We start from the raw sequence: 16,549 nt of genomic DNA on the forward strand, positions 1-16,549 counted from the left end.
CAGACTGCGGAATTTTGCTCCGCGACGGTCAGATCATCCGACCGATTCCGTGGGTATTTTGCCTCCGGGATTCACAGCTGTGTTAGCAGCTTGGCTTTTCTTGTCTTCTACGTTGTTTTCTTCTGTAAGGACCACCTTCGTTGAAAACCTGATCTCCAAGAAACTTGGTCAGGACGTCATCATAGAGGATGAAGTGCGTCTGGGCCTTGGCCGGCACTTGCAGGTGTCAGCGGCGGGGCTGGTACTACCCGGTTCGCGGAGAGCGAACGAGAATCTGGCAGCAATCGACGAACTTGAGTTCGAAATTTCCACGCGCGACCTCTGGAACAGTAATCTATCGCTGAGCAACCTTTCTCTCTCGGGCGTTCACCTGAACCTGATCACAGGCAAAGACGGCGTCGGAAACTGGCAGTCCCTTTCCCAATCAGATGTAGAAGCCGGGCAAGCTGCTAAGTCTCCTAAAATGCCTTTGGCTGGAGTTCTAACGGACCATAAAATTGACCTGACCGATATCACCGTTTTCTACCGAAATGATCTAAACGGGCTTGAGCTGGATCTGAAGCTTTCTGAGCTGCTTCTAAAACGCGATACGGAAACCGACGTTGCGACCTCAGTTGGGGCCGGTTCGCTAAACGGAGAGAGGTTTGATCTGAACGCGACATTCCCTGCGGAAGACCCGTTTCAGGTAGCGGTGAACTTCGAACAGATTTCGATTACCGCAGAGGAATCCCCCATTGAAGACGGGTTGCAAGTGAAGACGACCCTAGAGGTTGTAGAACTTGGCCAGCTTCTCGATATCCTGAAGATTGACCGTGTCCTGGAAGGTTCAGGAAGTATTGGTGCAACATTCAAATCGGTCGACGGTGTAGCACGAATTGACGACCTATCTGTATTGGCTGAATTGGAAGGCGGACAAAGCCTTTCGTTGACGGGGCAGATCGGGGAATTGGGAAATCCGGAAGACGTATCGCTGACAACCCGCATTCGGTTGTACCCTGAAGATGCTGAACCGGGCACAGCCGCATCGCGGTATGATCTTAAACTTATCGCGGTCGACATGGTTATCGACAGCGTCCCCGGGCGGATTCCGCAGCGGCAAATGGTCATTAAGACCAACGGATTCACATTGGACACGTCTGGCGAGGGTCCGCCTCCGATCAAGTTCTCCGAACTTTCCAGAACACCAGAAGGCGCCTTAAGGGTCGGAAGCATCAACTTGAGAATTGGGAACCCGGCTGATCCGTTTATCATTCTGGACGGTTCGGTCGATGACGCGCTGCAGTTACAAGGAATATCAGCAGAAGGTCTAATGGATATTCCGGCAAGCAGTTTGATCTCACCAGAACTGTTAGGACCGGACGACCAACTCGGCAGATTTTCCGGCGACTTTCATTTGAATGGCGACATCAATCAGCTATCGCTGACGAATTTGGATGGCAGGACAAGCGAAACGGAAGTCTGGAACCTCGAAGTACATGGCACTGTCAAGAATGTACTCAAATTCGAGGACCTGGATTTGGCAATCGATGTTGAAGTCCCATCAGGTGCAGACCTTTTGGAGGCACTATCGCTTGATCGCGTGGAAACCGGGCGGGCTCGCCTTGAGATTGACCTCGCTAGCGAAGGCACCGATTGGAACGCGAGTGCCAATGTCGAGGTTTCTGAATCTGTCCTGGAAATTGTCGCCGATCTTGATGATGCAACAAGTGATCCTGTGCTGAAAGGTTCCATAGAGAGTGACTTGATAAAGATAGATCATATTCGAACTATCATTCAGGCCGCCGCACAGTTGCGGAAGCTAGGCGGTACGGGGCCCGACGAGGAAGACGTCAATCAAGAAGCAGATGACACTGGCCCTTTGAGAAATGTGACGCTTAAACCAATTGGGCGTTCAGTTCTCTTGTCCGGTATGGATATGGATGTCGACATTGACCTTCGGCACATAGAGGGCGCCAAAGGCATTAGCAGTTTGCAGAGCGAACTGACGCTTAACAAAAATGAGCTTAAGGCCGGACCTTTGAAATTTGAATACGGAGGCGCTCATTTCGACGTCAGCGGGCAAATGGATCTATCGAACGACGCGCACCTGCTCACGTTGACCGGCAAGGCAGGCGGCTGGCAGCTGGATGATATTCTTCACGGTCTGAACTTCAAAAAAGGTGCAAGCGGTACGATCTATGCAGATTTTTCGGTGTCAGGAGGAACCGATTCACCCAAGCACTTTGCCAACAGCATGAACGGCAACGCCACAGTTTCATTGCGTGATGGCTCGATCGAGACCCAGCTTTTGGATTTGGCGGGGCTGGGTGTGCTACCTTGGGTGTTTACCAAAGAAAAACAAAAGGTTGCTCCGATCGTGTGCTTGCGCGCGCCGATTAGTATCTCCAATGGAAGTATTTCGACGAAACAAACCACCTTGGAAACGGATCATGTCCAAGTTGTCGTTTTTGGCGGGGTCGATGTGGCTGGCAAGGTCTTGGATTTAGATCTACAGCCCCGCAAGATCGGCGAACCTCTTTCGAAAAGCCCCTGGCCAGTGACTCTAAAAGGCCCGCTAGCTAAGCCGAAAATCAAGGTCAAGGACGGCCCGAAGCGACTGAAACGATCAGATGGTGCAGACAAAATGCCTGCCAAAAGAAAACTCTGCGTCCCGGATATTTTGCAACTGCAGTAGTAGTAGTGGAGGCAGTTGGTTCAGGAATAAATCTAGAATTAAAAAAGATTGCAGTGCTCCCGAAAAGGGATTTCCGTTTTGAGCCCAAAGCGACAGAGCTTCAGACCTAACATCACACTTTTCGAGGGCTAAAACAACTGCTACTCCCTATTGAATGATTGTTTGGTTTCGAAGCTTCCTATTGTTTAACTTGTCTTTAGGCTCAGTTGCGTTGGCCTGCAGTCCTGATCCGAATTTTGCTTACGATGACATTTTCTCGCAGGAGATTTTGCTGGTCACAGCCAACGTCAAGACATTTGAAATTGAATCTTCCGACTATGAGCTGTGCTGGAATGCGAGGTATTCCGATGCTCAATACTTGTATGGGGTTGGTGCAGAACAGTTTTCCGTTAGAACATGCTTGGACAAGGAGTCGACAGGTGACGAGCTAGGTGCGGAGCCGGAAGCATTTGATATTTACGGCTTTGTAACAAACGCCAACGTTGTTTTGGGTTTGGTTCGCCCGCCTGAATACCCTTCGACACTAAGATATGCCATTCCGTCATGTTGGGGATGGTTACACTATAATTTGGACGAGTTCTCTAGTGAAGAACGAGACGAGTTTTTGCAAGAGCTCGAAGACCAAATCAAAAAGCCGAATGACGGCTAAGTCCCGCTCAGCAGACGTTCAACGAGTTTAGAGGAACGTCTGCCTTGAGCCCAAAGCGGAATTGCTTTGCCACGAACATTGGCATCTAAAGAGACGCAAGTAACTAACTCCGCGGATATGAAGGTGACCGTTTGCTGAATGCGCGACAGGTATTTGAGCATTACCTTTTTAGTTGTGCGTGTATGCCTGTACCTGTGCTTTCTATTCATTAAGGCTTTTCAAAATCTGACGAATGGGCTGACAGAAGCAACCCACCGAGCTAACTTCATTGCAAAGAGGAGGGGTGAATGGGAAGACGTCTCACGACGGTATTGGCCGCCGACATTGTGGGCTATTCCGCGCTGATGGATCAGGACCGTACTGGCACAGTCGCTGCATTAAAGACCTTCCGCGAGGACACGTTTCTCCCGATCGTGGAAGATACCAATGGTTCACTGATCAAAAGCATGGGCGACGGCTGGATCGCCGAGTTTCAATCACCATCTGAAGCAGCAGCTTGCGCGATCGCAGTTCAGTCCGCCCACAAACCTGACCACATCAAACTGCGCATCGGGGTTCACACAGGGGAAGTGGTATCTGACGGCGATGACATTTTCGGCGACGGCATCAATGTTGCGGCGCGTCTGGAGGCTCTCGCGAAGCCGGGACAAGTGCTCTTTTCGGATACGTCACATAACAGCCTTGACCGTAACGATGCGGGATTATTCGACGGCGGAGAGCAAACCGAACTGAAAAACATCACGCGGCATGTTGGAATCTGGTGTTGGCCAAAGGGTACGAAAGCCAATCTCGCGATCAAAGCGGATGTGAGGCCGGGAATCGCAGTGCTCCCATTCGACAATATGTCGGGTGATCCGGAGCAGGAGTTCTTTGCCGATGGCATAACGGAAGACATCATAACTGAGCTATCTCGGTTTCGTTGGTTGATGGTCGTCGCACGAAATTCTTCTTTTGCTTATAAGGGGAAAAGCACGGACATCCGCGACGTGGGCCGCGACTTAGGGGTTCGGTATGTACTGGAAGGCTCCGTTCGGCGTTCCGGGCAGCGCGTCCGCATCACGGGACAGCTCATAGATACCGAAAATGGGAGCCATTTGTGGGCGGACCGCTTTGACGGTGTGCTCGACGACATCTTTGATCTTCAAGATCAAGTCACCGAAGACGTAGTTACAGCTATTGAACCATCGGTGCGGCACGCTGAAACAAATCGTGCGCGTGCAAAACCCACCAAGGACTTACAGGCATACGAGCTCTACCTCCGAGCATTATCACATTTCCACTTGCTGACTGACCAAGACAACATAGAGGCAATACGACTGACAAAACTGGCTTTGGATCGAGATCCGGAATACGCCTCCGCAGCGGGCTTGCTAGCATGGCTTCATATCCAACGTCTTGTGCAAGGTTTGGAGCCTGTAGATCAGGGACCCAAGTCAGCTGTCGCGGCCGCAGAGCAGGTGCTGCGGAGCGATCGCGCGGACGGCATTGCAAAGGCTTATGCCGCACATTCGATCTCTATGCTGGCACAGGACCTGTCCCGCGCGCGGACAGCCTTTAAGGAAGCATTGTCGGAAAATCCCAACGCGGCGACGGTCCACATGCTCGCCGCTGCAAATCTTTATTTGCTGAATCGCCCTGACAAGGCGCTGGAACATGCAGTCCGGTCTGTCGAACTCAGCCCGGGTGATCCATTGCGGCACGCCGCTTTCATGGGACAGGGTGCCGCCTTGTTTCACTTGGGACGTTATGAGGAAGCCGCGCAGGCCTGTCGCGAAGCCTTGTCTGTGCGTGCAACCTTCCTGATGAGCCACCTGATGCTGATTGCCTCGCTCGCTGAGCTCGATGACATAGATGCGGCAAAAACAGCGGCTGTCAAATTGAACGAGATCGCTCCGAATGCGGCTTCGATAACCGAGACAACACGTTTACCATTATTCTCTATTCCAACCTGCGCTGATCGCTGGCGCAGCGGGTGGAAAAAAGCAGGGTTGCAAGTGTGAAGGCAAACGGCACCCCCCCCGGTTCCGACAACCATGCATTCGGTAAAGGATATTTCGCCTTTGTCTTGAAAATCAGTCGCTGACCAAAACTCTGCCTGGCTGGCCCTCCTCATGGACACGGAACACCAAAATGGTTGCCCCTTCGTCCCCTGAGCGAGCGGTGTGCACTTTTTTCAACGGAACGACGCCTACGTCACCTGAAAAAGCTTCTTGTTCGCCTTCGCCGTCTAGGATGAGGGTGACGCTGCCCTGCAGAATGTAGGCAAATTCTTCACCGGGATGCCAATGCATTGGTAAAGTGAGGTTTGGTGGTAGGGCAACATGGCTCACGACAACCTCCAAGCCCTCAGTGCTTTTGAGCGACTCGGTTAGCAAGTCCTGAATAAGCGGTTTTTGCAAAGTCGCTGGATCCCGCACATCGTGCGACATAGCCGCTGCGGCACCAGTCACGACAATCAAAAAAGCAAATATGATTGGTTTCCACATCTAATCCCCTCCTACTTTTAGAAGATGATGGCATTGGGACCTTTTCGAAATCAATGCTGGTGTGCACGCAGTTAACTGCGGCGTTCCAAATTGTTGTGTCAAAGGCTGTTCCGGGGTCCGCAAAGTTCGCGGAGCGCTTCTTAGTGGACGGTGCGGCGAGTGGCGGCTTAGCCCTGCAGACCGTGAGTTACCGTTCTACAGGATTTCGCACGCTCGACGAAAGGCAGCTAAACACACACTATTCAGCACTTCGCCGTGGTGACGGCGGAGTGCTCTTTCCACTATCTCTCAAGATTCTGCTTTGGGCTCACAACAGGCTCCGGTGCCGTTGCAGAAAGGTCCCCTGCCCCACCAATAGCTGATCATGCGGACGGCCCAAATCAGTCGACACGCCTTTACACGACTGAACAGATAATGACGCCAGCTATCTATGCTTTTGGTCGCCGTTGCTTATTCATGAATGGCACGCATCTTGCATCTTTGTCTAAGCCGCACCGGCAAACCGCGCTCAAAAATCATCCCCTGCAATTCAAACCTGTCCAGGAAGCCACAGAACGATAGCAGGGAACGCAACGAGCATTGCGATCGTCGCTGCATCCGCCAGAAAGAAAGGCGTTACACCTTTAAAAACATCCTGAACGCTTAGGTCATCACGCACGCCAGCCACTACAAAGCAATTCAGCCCGATAGGTGGGGTGATCAGGCAAAACTCGGCCATTTTGACTACCAGAATGCCAAACCAGATGGCACACATCGGGCCGGACATTCCAAAGGTACTATCGGTCGCACTTACCGCTTCACCACCGTTCAACGCCATGACGGCTGGGTAAACTACGGGCAACGTCAGCAGCAGCATACCTATCGCATCCATGAACATGCCCAGTACAGCATAAGCCAGCAGGATACAGATCAGAATGAGCATTGGTGACATCTCAAGCGAGGTGATCCAGTCGGAGAACGCGCTGGGTAGTTCGGCAAAACCCAGAAAACGAACATAGACCAGCACGCCCCAGATGATGGTAAAGATCATGACGCTTAGCTTGGCCGTCTCCAGCAACGCGTCTTTAAGTTCGGACCAGCGCATGCCCTGGTAAAGCGCCATCAGAAAGACAACGAAGGCACCGATTGCGCCACCCTCGGTTGGCGTGCCCCAAGCATCGCCTCCGAATGGGTTGTAGACAAAGAAGATAATCGTCACGACGACAAACAAGATAGGCAATGCAGGCGGAAGAGACATGAAACGCTCTTTCCATGTAAAGCCTGAGACTGGGGGGCCAAAGTCTTTGATCACAACAGCCATGCCAATGATCAGCAAGCCATAGATCAAAGCAGAGAACATGCCCGGAATGAAACCGGCTAAAAGCAGTTTGCCCACGTCTTGCTCCACGATGATCGCGTAGATGACCAGAATAGCCGAGGGAGGGATGAGCGACGCCAATGTGCCGCCTGCAGCGACGACACCTGCAGCAAAGCGCTTGTCGTAGCCGATCTTCAGCATCTCGGGGATGGCGATGCGGGCGAAAACGGCGGATGTGGCAACCGAGGCTCCTGAAACCGCAGCGAACCCGGCGGTCGCGAAAACGGTCGAAACCGCCAGCCCGCCAGGAACCCATGCCAGCCATCGCTTGGCGGCCTCGAACAGTGCTTTGGTCAGGCCCGCGTAGTAGGCGAGGTAGCCAATCAGGATGAAGGTCGGGATAAGGCTCAGCGCCTGGCTCGAAATCTTGGAATGCGGCACCTGCCCCGCTGTTTTGACGGCCACAGTCACAGCCTTGCCGAACCGCGCCGGGTCGTACCCAAACTTGGCCCAGAAGATCCAGATCAGGCCAACCATTCCGGCCGTTGCGGCAGCAAATGCCACACGCATACCCAGCACCACAAGAACAAGCATTCCGCCCGAGACGATCAGACCAATTTCAATGGGTTCCATCAGAATTTACCTCAGTTGTCGTGGCCCGAGACATGCTCGGCTTCCATTGCAGCCTGGGTGGCGGCATCGGGAATCAACGGGACGGCGATAGGCGGCTGGTCAGGATGGCGAATTGCACGACCGTAGGCACAGAGCTGCAGAAAGAGCCTTATGCAAAGCACGCTGAAGGCGACGGGTGCCAACAGCTTGGCGGGCCACAGCGGGATACCTATGTCGATCGAGCTGTCGCGGCTCCACAGTGGGGCACCATAGTCGAAACTGCGCGCGAAATGCGCCCAGCTCCCCCAGATCAGCAAGACGATCAGCGCCAGAATGACAGCGGTCGTGATAAACTCAACGATATAGAGCGTCCGGCCTCTAAGCGCTCCAACGACCATGTCCATTCGTATGTGGCCGCCATCGCGCTGCGCATAGGAAATCCCCATGAAGGCGATCAACGGCATGGCCTGCTCGATCCAGTCCACGTAACCAGGAAGTGGCGCATTGGCGAAATTCCGACCACCAACGGAGACTACGGCCATGACCATCAGCGAGAAAACTGCAAGACCGCTGATCAGAGCCAGAAAGCTTTCCAGTTTGTAGAGATGTTTATCGAGAATGCTGAGACGGCTGTCGTTGGACAGCACCTGGGATGACCCGGCCATCGTTGTACTCCGCTGTCAGGAAAGAAAGAACCCGACGCCAATCAAGCTGACGCCGGGCAGTGAGTGGATTAGCTGCCGTTAGCGATCTTCCCGGTCACAAGGTCATAAAGCTCTTGTGCTGGCAGGCCACGCTCGGTGTTTTCTGCAATCCAGGCCTCGGCCGCGGGGGCGGCAGCAGCTTCTTTGAACGCTGCGATTTCTTCATCACTGAAAGTGACCCGTTCGATGCCGCGCTGATCCAACTCAGGGCCCCACGCTTCCATCGTTTTGGTCTGGTAGTGGCTCACGTAGTGATCCAGTGCCTCTTCCACCGATCCCAGCAGAGCTTCGCGGTGTTCGTCAGATAGATCTTCCAGTGCCAGCGTGTTCACCACGACAGGGCAGTTGACGGTGCCGGGGTTGAAGTTCGTTGTCCACCACGTGCCATTTTCAATGGTGCCAAAGGACATATGCGCGTGTGGCGCAAAGCTTACCGCTTTGACGATGCCGCTGTCCATTGCCTGACGCACTTCGGATGCAGACATTGAGGTCGGAACGGCCCCAACCGTCTCCATCGCTTTACCGATGCCGCCAGTCGCCCGAACGCTCAGACCTTCGAAATCGGTTAGGGATTTGGGTGCTTCACCGACGCCAACAAGGTTATACTGCGGCAGCGGCGAAGGCATCAGCAAGGTTGCGTCCCAGCGGGCCAGATCCTCGACAACGGCCGGGTGTTGGTAGACAGCCATCGACAGATCGACCTCTTGGTCCAGCGATGTCACACCCAGAAACGGCAGTTCCAGAACCGTGATCGAGGGGTTTTTGTCGCGATGATAACCGGCGCAGAACTGGGCCATTTCAAACGCACCGATCGAAATCCCATCAAGATTTTCTTTGTTCTTCGACAGACCACCATAGCTGATGTTGAGTGTGAACTCGCCGCCCGTCTTTTCGTTTACCAATTCGGCAAGTTTCTCGACGTGTTCGGTAAAGGCGCGACGCTTGCCCCACAGGGAAACGTTCCATTCGACAGCCAGTGCCTCGGATGCAACGGTCAGCGACAGGGCGGCAATGGCCGCCCGGTTAAGATGTTTGCGCATAATGGCTCCTCCCAGATCACGCAATGTGTTTGGGCAGAGTATTCAGGATGCACGGCAGCCTGCCTATGAAGGAAAATGCGTGTGAAGTTTCGGAGTCCCTGCGGATATCCGCAGAGTGATTTCTCCTACAACAGCGCCTCTTTATCGAGACCAAGTTTAACAATCTTTTCGTTGAGCGTCCGGCGGCCAATCCCAAGCGCTTCGGCGGCGGCATCCATGCGGCCTTTATGCGCCTTGACGGCTTTGCCGATGAGCTCGCGTTCAAAAGCAGCAACCGCTTCGCGTAGCGTATCCGGCACATCGTCGAAATGCTGATCGCTTTGGATCGCCTGCGCCACTGACCCTCCTCCGCGCCGGGCCGCCAAAATGCGCCGTTCGCAGACATGGCGCAATTCACGCACATTGCCGGGCCAATCATGTGCAAGCAGAGCAGCCAAATCGTCCTGATCGAGTTCTGGTGCGTCTATCTCATAAATCTGCGCGTATTCGTTCAAGAAATGCGTTGCCAACAGAACCAGATCATCCCGTCTTTGACGTAGCGGAGGTAAAGACAGGACAACAGTATTCAGTCGAAACAAAAGGTCCTTACGCAGGCGGCCTTCCTCGGCTGCCAATACAATGTCCTCGTTGGTTGCTGACACGACCCTGAAGCTTACTGGCACTGGCGACACAGCCCCCACCGGCAGCACCTGCTGATCTTCGATGACCCTTAGTAGCTTGGCTTGCGCCGCTGGTGGGCACGAGCAGATTTCGTCCAGAAACAAGGTTCCGCCCGATGCCGCCACAAGCCTTCCGTCGGATTCACCCGCGACGCCGAACATTTCCGCTTCAAACGTATCGGCAGACAATGCGGCGCAATTCAACGCCAGAAACGGTGCCTCCGGCGAGCGACCCAAATCATGTAAAGCATGGGCAACCAGCTCTTTCCCGGTGCCGGTATCTCCCTGCAACAAAACCGCAACCGAAGTATCAGCAAGATCAAGTACATCTTGTCGCAAGTCTGTAATAGCATCTGTTTGGCCCAGCAGGATGCGGTCAAGGCCTGACAGTTTGAACAGCCGGTCTTTGAGGCGGGCATTGCTTTTTCGCATTCGGTTTTGTTCAGCCGCGTGCCTCAGCACCGTAAGCAATCGCCGTGGTTCATATGGCTTTTCGATGAACCCATACGCCCCGTCCTGTATGGCCTGAACGGCCATCGGGATGTCACCATGCGCCGAAATCAGTACGACCGGAGGCGCCACATGCCTGTCCAGGCTGGCCAGCAATTCAAGTCCCGACATGCCGGGCATACGCACATCGGACAGAATGACATCGGGCGAGGCGTTAGCCAGATGCTCCGTCACCTGAGTCGCACGTGGCAAGGCGCTGACAGTCCAGTCGGCGGCTTCGAGCAACTCAACAAGAGACTGTCGCATTGATTTGTCATCGTCAACGACCAAAACTTTGAAGGGTTGCTGCAGGTTCATTCGTCCGTTTCTTCAGTATTTGAGGCTATCGGGAAGGTGACACGGAAAATTGTTCCGCCGCCATTTCGATTTCTGGCCGTCATTGTGCCATCGTGATCTTTGACAATGCTGGTGGAAATGGCCAGTCCCAAGCCCATGCCTCTCCCGCTCTCTCTTGTGGTTACAAATGGCTCTTGCAACTCTGCCAGCGTTGCCTCGCCCAACCCGTGACCGTTGTCTTGAATTTCCAACACGACCTCATCATCAGAAGCCATGACAGCGATATGGATTTCAGGCGCATCCGCTTCATCCGTAGCATCTATGGCATTGCGCAAAAGATTTGTGATGACCTGTTCGATCCGCAGGGCACTGCCCCGGATAAACGCTGGACCAGTCGACGCATCAATTGAGATTTTCACCTTGCCCTGTTCGATGTTTGGGGCAACCAGAGCCAACGCGGCATTAACCGAAGTGCATAAGTCTACGTCGTCGAACGCCTCACTCTCCGACCGTGCAAAAAACCGCAATTGGCGTGTGATCCCTTCCATCCTGTCAACCAGGCTGCCGATTTTTTGTGGCAGCTTGGTTTCACCGGAAGATGAAATCTCTGCAGCCACCAGATGATTGCGCATCGCCGCGATGGGCTGGCCCAGCTCATGCGTGACCGACGCGGATAGTTGCCCAAGAGCGGCCAGTCGGCTTGCGCGCTCCAACTCGCCCTGGGTGCGTTTGAGGCTCCGCTCGGCGGTTTTGCGGTCGTCGATTTCGATGGCAAGCCTTTCATTTGCTTCGCGCAGCATTGCTTCTTCCTCTTCGGACCGCGCCAAGGCAGCGCTTACACGTCTCGCACGTTGTATCTGGAAGAAGATAAATGTGAGCCCCGCCAAGAGGACAAAAACTGCAGTTACAAGCCAACTGCGCGCTACAGCCTGATCGTCACTTGCAAAATAGTGAAGCGACCAGCCATGAGGCAAATCCGTTGCTGCAAGATGCAAGCGCTTCGTCCCCGCAATTCTGGCCTGATCTCCCGGCAACTCAACCCAATCCAACGCATCTAAGGCTTGCCCCGGAAACTGCCGGGCGTTTCGAATTCGCTCTCGCTGTGGTTCTGACAATGGCGTCAACGAGCGATATTGCCAATCCGAGTTCGAAGAAAGCAGAACGACACCGTCTTCATTGGCCAAAAGAACCTGTTCGCCCGAGTTTTTCCAACTATCCTGAAGATTAGAGAAATCGATCTTAATCGCTATGACGCCAGTTGAATCTCCCTGGTCGTCAAGCACTGCGTTGGCGATGAAGTATCCTGGCAGACCAGTCGTCGCCCCGATGGCATAGAAGCGGCCCTGTTTGCCAGAAATGGCACTTTGGAAATACGGGCGGAAAGCGTAGTTCTGGCCAACAAAGCTCTCTGTGTTGCGGTAGTTCGATGCGGAAATCGTGATCCCGTCTTCGTCCATCAGGTAGATAGCATCCAGCTCCGCCCGCTCCGCAAAATCCTCAAGGCGTCGGTTTAAAGCTCCGGTGCCGTCTCCTTCGGCTGTTCCAATTACAAAGGAATCCTGTGACAGCACATATGTGAGATGGGAAAATCGTTCGAGTTCGCTGTTTACCGAGCTTTGGTAGAGAGAGAGCCGGCCCTGAGCTTTCGAAAGCTCCTCCGAAACGAAGTACTGGTAAGAAACCAAATAAAGGCCAATGCTGGCGGCAATGGCTACCAAAATACCTACAATATACGAAGCTGATCGCATTGAATGCCCATGAACTGCGACAGCATAGGATCACAGTAGGTATTAGCCGTCCATCCCAAGAGTTCTAATCCGATATTTGGATGTTCAGGCCAAACAAGAATGACCGAGTAATTTGAGAACGCGAAGCAATGAACGAACCCGCCGAAACAACTATGTGCATTGCGCAAGCAGACTCGGCGCAGAGCCGACATCCAGCAGCCAACCGACATGCTGCGGTCGCAGCCCGCATTCCGGACATTCACGGGACACGCTGAGAGCACAGGTCGGTCTAAGGTGTGAAGGACGGAGTTGCCGACCAAAAACCAAAGATCAAGATCAAGATCGGCTTATAAGGTTTTGGTTCTGGATCCTGTTGCATCCGCTTGAGTGACCCCATCAAGAATCCAGCCTATAGCAAGCATGAACCGTTCGCCGCCGTCTCTGGTTGCATAGGTTTGCATGTTCTTTTGTAATATCGGGGTATCCTCGGGCGCGAGTTGCTTGCCCAACTCCTCACGTATCTGCGGTGGCCGGGTGAGATCGTTGGCGATCGATCCGATGAGTAGCATGGTAATTGCGTCACTCGCTTCGGCGATGGCCCTACCGCTGAACCCACCCGCCCTGAGACATTCAAACATCAGCTCTGTCGTGGTGGCGGTTCCGGGGCCGATGATAGCCTGGCGGACAAAGATCATGCCCGCACCAGGTGTTTCCAATAGCCGCTTTCGAACCTCCTCCAAAAAATCGAGTAAGCGGTCTCTCCAATCTTCCCCTATTCGCAGACCCTGCGCGGCTGCAAGAAAGAGGCTATCAACTGCGAGGGTGGCGAGTTGGTTCTTGTCGTCGATATGATGATAGATCGCCATGGCTGAAACACCGCATTCTTCTGCCACGCGCCGCATTGTAAGTGCAGATGGGTCGCTTGACTTCAAAACGACAAGGGACGCTTCAACAATTTTGCCCACCGTTAAGTCACGGCGTTTGTTTGTTTTTTTCGATCGCATAGTGGGTTTGTGCATTTCTTTATTTTACATTGTATAATTAAATATACAAGATAAAGTTATGTGAATTCGACTTGGGAGGAATGCATGAGTCTGGAAGGTTTGCAAGTTGGTGTGATCGGTGGCAGCATCGCAGGCTGCGCCGCAGCAACAGCGTTGACCCGAGCTGGCTGCAATGTGGACGTGTTCGAACGATCCTCAAAAGGGCTGATGGACCGCGGGTCCGGCATCGGCATTCCGGGCCCTCTACGCGCCACGCTTATGGACAAGGGATATCTTCCTAAGAATTTCCCAAGTTGCGAGATGAAATCGCGTTGGTGGCAGTTTCCCGATGGAAGTCGTGACGGAAAGCGCTTGTGGACCCAAGCGACCCCCGCCTTCGCCAATAACTGGGGGAACCTGTGGCGTGCGCTGCGGGAAACAGTCTCCGATGACATCTATCACGAGGGCAAGATGCTCTTGGATTTCACAGAGACTGCAAATGGCGTCACAGTGACCTTCCAGGACGGTGAGACGCGAGACTTTGATCTTCTCATAGGCGCGGATGGATACAACTCTGCGGTGCGCCAAAGGATGCATCCCCAAATCGAAACGGACTACGCAGGCTATGTGCTGTGGCGCGGGAATTATCCTGAGGCAGAGTGTGCCGACACCCATTTGATTGAGGCGATCGACAAAGAGACGGCCTGGTTGACTGTCCCTTTTTCGGGCGGACACGGAGTCCTTTACATGATCCCGAATTTTGACGGCAGCGCCGCGACCGGGCAACGCCGTGTGAATTGGGCAGTGTACGCATCCTGTCCTGAAGCACAACCGTTGAACGGCGTCGAATCTATTCCCCCAGGCAGTGTCACGATGGCGGCGTTCGCCGAGCTTCAGATGCTGTTGAACGATCACTTTCCACCCGCCATTCGCAGCCTCCTCGCCCAAACCCGCCACAAAGACGTGTCGATACAGCCGATCTATGACAGCATCGTCGATACCTATGTCAGCAAAAGAACGCTGCTGATTGGCGATGCAGGAACAATGACCCGCCCGCACACCGCAAGCGGGGCTACAAAGGCATTAGAAGACGCGCTGGCGCTGGAAATGCTTGCGGGCGCAGCCAAAGATTTACCTGACCTGCTCAAAAGCTACGACGCCCAACGATGCGGACAAGCAAAAACCCTCAGTCAAATTGGCCAACGTATTGGCCAGATGCAGGTCGTTGAAACGCCTAATTGGGGGGATATGTCGCCAAAGGATTTTGAGGATCTGCACTTTGCGATCCTGTCAGGTGAAAAGCTCTATCTCTACGGTGAGCAAGCGTGAGCCGAAGTGACGGGCATGACTGGTCCAATTTTGAGCAGCCTTAGAAACTTGATACAGCGGATCTTCTTAAGCGTCTATCGCCCATAATCCACAAAGCGGGCGACCTCTCTTCGATGATGTCTGGACAGTCTAGGCTTCTTGCAGCCCCCGGTGTCGCCGCAGCATATTGGCGGCGAGGACTATGCGCGCGGATCACGGCCCTTTCCGGACATACAGCATACGATAATGATACTGCGGTCGCAGCCCGCATTTCTGCCGTTCGCTTCAGGCGTAAAAAACCACTACATTGCCGCCGACAATCAAACGATTTCTTGGCATGGCTTTTGGACCCTGCGTATTGTTACCTAAAACACAAAACGCCCTGATTAGCAGGGCACTTCAGTCTCGGGCGGCATATGAGCATGAAAGAGGACAAGGTGAGTTCTGACGGCCAATCTTGGAATGTTCCAGGTTTTGGTGTGCATCACTTAGCCAGGCTTCTGGAAAACCGTGGTTCAGATATTGTTGCGCTTCTGAGATCGACCAACTTACCCGTTGATTGTCACAAAACTCCGCCGGATTTTGTTGATGTTCGCAATGAGCTCCGCCTCTTGGAGCTTGCAGTGCAAGAGACCCGAGACCCCCTGTTTGCGATCACTGCGGGAAAAACCTTCAACCCCAGAAAGACTACACTCCTCAGCTATGTCGTTTTGAACTCTCCGACCGTTGGCGAGGCAATCGAGAAGGCAGTGAACTATGCTCGCTTGGCTCGGGGCTTTGCCAAACTGTCCTTCTATGAAGAAGAACGTGGCATGTTTCTGGAGATAGATTCCATCGCTGAACTGATGCGTTCTGATGGAGCTCACAATGAGTTTCGAATGTCTGCTTTTTTGACCAGCCTTCAAATTGCGGCTGAGACGCCCTTGCCAGTCCTTGAACTACGCTTTCCGCATGAATTGACCGAAGAAAAGCGGACCCAAATCTCCAGTGCATTGTCAGTCAATATCAAGCAGAAACAAAGAGTTCCCGGCATCTTGTTCGATAAAGCAGTGATGGATATCCCGATCAAAGATACGGATCCCGCATTGCTTCTGCACCTTGAAAAACATGTGCAAACGTTGATGAACGATTTACCGCCAGTAATAGGTGAAACAAGTTCTTTGGTGCAGAGCGAGATAATGTCGCGACTGTCTTTTAGCGCTCCAACACAAGATGATATCGCGAAGACACTGGGGATGAGCATCAGCACACTTGGGCGCAAACTTGCCAAGGAAGGCACAACTTACAAACAACTGCTAAAGGACATCCGTGCAAGGCTGGCAGAGCAGTATCTTGATGACCCCAAGCTAAGTCTGTCTGAGATTGCTTTTGCGCTTGGTTATTCTGATCAAGCGGCGTTTAGCAATGCCTACAAGACTTGGACGGGCCAATCTCCGGGCAGTGCTCGAACCGCTTAGGTCGACCTCAGGATGTGCAAATCGGTTAACATTGCAGGCTGGGGCAAGAAAGCGGAAGCTCATCGTCTCAAACGCAGTCCAAAGCATCCGCTGTTAAAGGTCATCCCCATGCATCAGTGCATGAATCACAAGGGTCGGAACTCGATAGTTCTGAGTTCAAATGGAAG

The 16,549-nt window shown here is 53.3% G+C and carries 12 protein-coding genes; 5 read left to right on the plus strand and 7 right to left on the minus strand.

Features of this window, described 5'->3' with window-relative positions; translation table 11 throughout:
• Nucleotides 1–49 precede the first annotated feature (49 nt).
• The 3 genes from AC2FJ5_RS20980 (at nucleotide 50) to AC2FJ5_RS20990 (ending at nucleotide 5,323) form a co-directional block, all read left to right on the plus strand.
• Entirely contained in the window at nucleotides 50–2,674 is a 2,625-nt protein-coding gene (locus AC2FJ5_RS20980; RefSeq protein ID WP_496794481.1) for an AsmA family protein, read from the plus strand.
• 154 nt (nucleotides 2,675–2,828) lie between these two features.
• Complete coding sequence (locus AC2FJ5_RS20985; protein WP_496794482.1) at nucleotides 2,829–3,323, plus strand: hypothetical protein; 495 nt, start codon at nucleotides 2,829–2,831, stop codon at nucleotides 3,321–3,323.
• A gap of 287 nt (nucleotides 3,324–3,610) precedes the next feature.
• Nucleotides 3,611–5,323, plus strand: a complete 1,713-nt coding sequence (locus AC2FJ5_RS20990) for an adenylate/guanylate cyclase domain-containing protein (RefSeq protein WP_496794483.1) — start codon at nucleotides 3,611–3,613, stop codon at nucleotides 5,321–5,323.
• A 72-nt stretch (nucleotides 5,324–5,395) separates the two neighbouring features.
• On the opposite strand, the gene AC2FJ5_RS20995 is transcribed toward AC2FJ5_RS20990, so the two are convergent.
• From AC2FJ5_RS20995 to AC2FJ5_RS21025, 7 genes are all read right to left on the minus strand, one after another.
• Nucleotides 5,396–5,809 carry a cupin domain-containing protein gene (locus AC2FJ5_RS20995; RefSeq protein WP_050602994.1) on the minus strand — a complete coding sequence of 138 codons (414 nt, stop codon included), beginning with the start codon at nucleotides 5,807–5,809 and terminating at the stop codon, nucleotides 5,396–5,398.
• A gap of 529 nt (nucleotides 5,810–6,338) precedes the next feature.
• The gene (locus tag AC2FJ5_RS21000) at nucleotides 6,339–7,739 is read right to left on the minus strand and encodes a TRAP transporter large permease (protein WP_496701445.1); all 1,401 of its coding nucleotides are present in this window, start codon (nucleotides 7,737–7,739) and stop codon (nucleotides 6,339–6,341) included.
• Between the two features lie 11 nt (nucleotides 7,740–7,750).
• Entirely contained in the window at nucleotides 7,751–8,383 is a 633-nt protein-coding gene (locus AC2FJ5_RS21005; RefSeq protein WP_496794484.1) for a TRAP transporter small permease subunit, read from the minus strand.
• Between the two features lie 68 nt (nucleotides 8,384–8,451).
• On the minus strand, nucleotides 8,452–9,462 hold the full coding sequence (dctP, locus tag AC2FJ5_RS21010; protein WP_496794485.1) for a TRAP transporter substrate-binding protein DctP: 1,011 nt from the start codon (nucleotides 9,460–9,462) through the stop codon (nucleotides 8,452–8,454).
• Between the two features lie 125 nt (nucleotides 9,463–9,587).
• Nucleotides 9,588–10,928 carry a sigma-54-dependent transcriptional regulator gene (locus tag AC2FJ5_RS21015; RefSeq protein WP_496691965.1) on the minus strand — a complete coding sequence of 447 codons (1,341 nt, stop codon included), beginning with the start codon at nucleotides 10,926–10,928 and terminating at the stop codon, nucleotides 9,588–9,590.
• Nucleotides 10,925–12,655 carry a sensor histidine kinase gene (locus AC2FJ5_RS21020; RefSeq protein WP_496794486.1) on the minus strand — a complete coding sequence of 577 codons (1,731 nt, stop codon included), beginning with the start codon at nucleotides 12,653–12,655 and terminating at the stop codon, nucleotides 10,925–10,927. Before AC2FJ5_RS21020 ends, AC2FJ5_RS21015 begins: the two co-directional genes overlap by 4 nt.
• A gap of 326 nt (nucleotides 12,656–12,981) precedes the next feature.
• Nucleotides 12,982–13,638 (minus strand): TetR/AcrR family transcriptional regulator, encoded by a 657-nt coding sequence (locus tag AC2FJ5_RS21025; protein ID WP_496794487.1) that lies wholly within the window; start codon nucleotides 13,636–13,638, stop codon nucleotides 12,982–12,984.
• A gap of 84 nt (nucleotides 13,639–13,722) precedes the next feature.
• On the opposite strand from AC2FJ5_RS21025, the gene AC2FJ5_RS21030 reads away from it, so the two are divergent.
• Both AC2FJ5_RS21030 and AC2FJ5_RS21035 read left to right on the plus strand, forming a co-directional pair.
• Nucleotides 13,723–14,946, plus strand: a complete 1,224-nt coding sequence (locus tag AC2FJ5_RS21030; RefSeq protein WP_496794488.1) for an FAD-dependent monooxygenase — start codon at nucleotides 13,723–13,725, stop codon at nucleotides 14,944–14,946.
• A 401-nt stretch (nucleotides 14,947–15,347) separates the two neighbouring features.
• Nucleotides 15,348–16,382, plus strand: coding sequence for an AraC family transcriptional regulator ligand-binding domain-containing protein (locus tag AC2FJ5_RS21035; protein WP_496794489.1), 1,035 nt, complete (start codon nucleotides 15,348–15,350; stop codon nucleotides 16,380–16,382).
• Nucleotides 16,383–16,549: the final 167 nt, after the last annotated feature.

This window comes from Ruegeria sp. CDSA221, from assembly GCF_059611825.1.

Coding starts and splice junctions, on each gene's coding strand:
- AC2FJ5_RS20985 (WP_496794482.1), top strand. CDS start 2,829: ATGATTGTTTGGTTTCGAAGCTTCCTATTGTTTAACTTGTCTTTAGGC.
- AC2FJ5_RS20990 (WP_496794483.1), top strand. CDS start 3,611: ATGGGAAGACGTCTCACGACGGTATTGGCCGCCGACATTGTGGGCTAT.
- AC2FJ5_RS20995 (WP_050602994.1), bottom strand. CDS start 5,809: ATGTGGAAACCAATCATATTTGCTTTTTTGATTGTCGTGACTGGTGCC.
- AC2FJ5_RS21000 (WP_496701445.1), bottom strand. CDS start 7,739: ATGGAACCCATTGAAATTGGTCTGATCGTCTCGGGCGGAATGCTTGTT.
- AC2FJ5_RS21005 (WP_496794484.1), bottom strand. CDS start 8,383: ATGGCCGGGTCATCCCAGGTGCTGTCCAACGACAGCCGTCTCAGCATT.
- dctP (WP_496794485.1), bottom strand. CDS start 9,462: ATGCGCAAACATCTTAACCGGGCGGCCATTGCCGCCCTGTCGCTGACC.
- AC2FJ5_RS21015 (WP_496691965.1), bottom strand. CDS start 10,928: ATGAACCTGCAGCAACCCTTCAAAGTTTTGGTCGTTGACGATGACAAA.
- AC2FJ5_RS21020 (WP_496794486.1), bottom strand. CDS start 12,655: ATGCGATCAGCTTCGTATATTGTAGGTATTTTGGTAGCCATTGCCGCC.
- AC2FJ5_RS21025 (WP_496794487.1), bottom strand. CDS start 13,638: ATGCGATCGAAAAAAACAAACAAACGCCGTGACTTAACGGTGGGCAAA.
- AC2FJ5_RS21030 (WP_496794488.1), top strand. CDS start 13,723: ATGAGTCTGGAAGGTTTGCAAGTTGGTGTGATCGGTGGCAGCATCGCA.
- AC2FJ5_RS21035 (WP_496794489.1), top strand. CDS start 15,348: ATGAAAGAGGACAAGGTGAGTTCTGACGGCCAATCTTGGAATGTTCCA.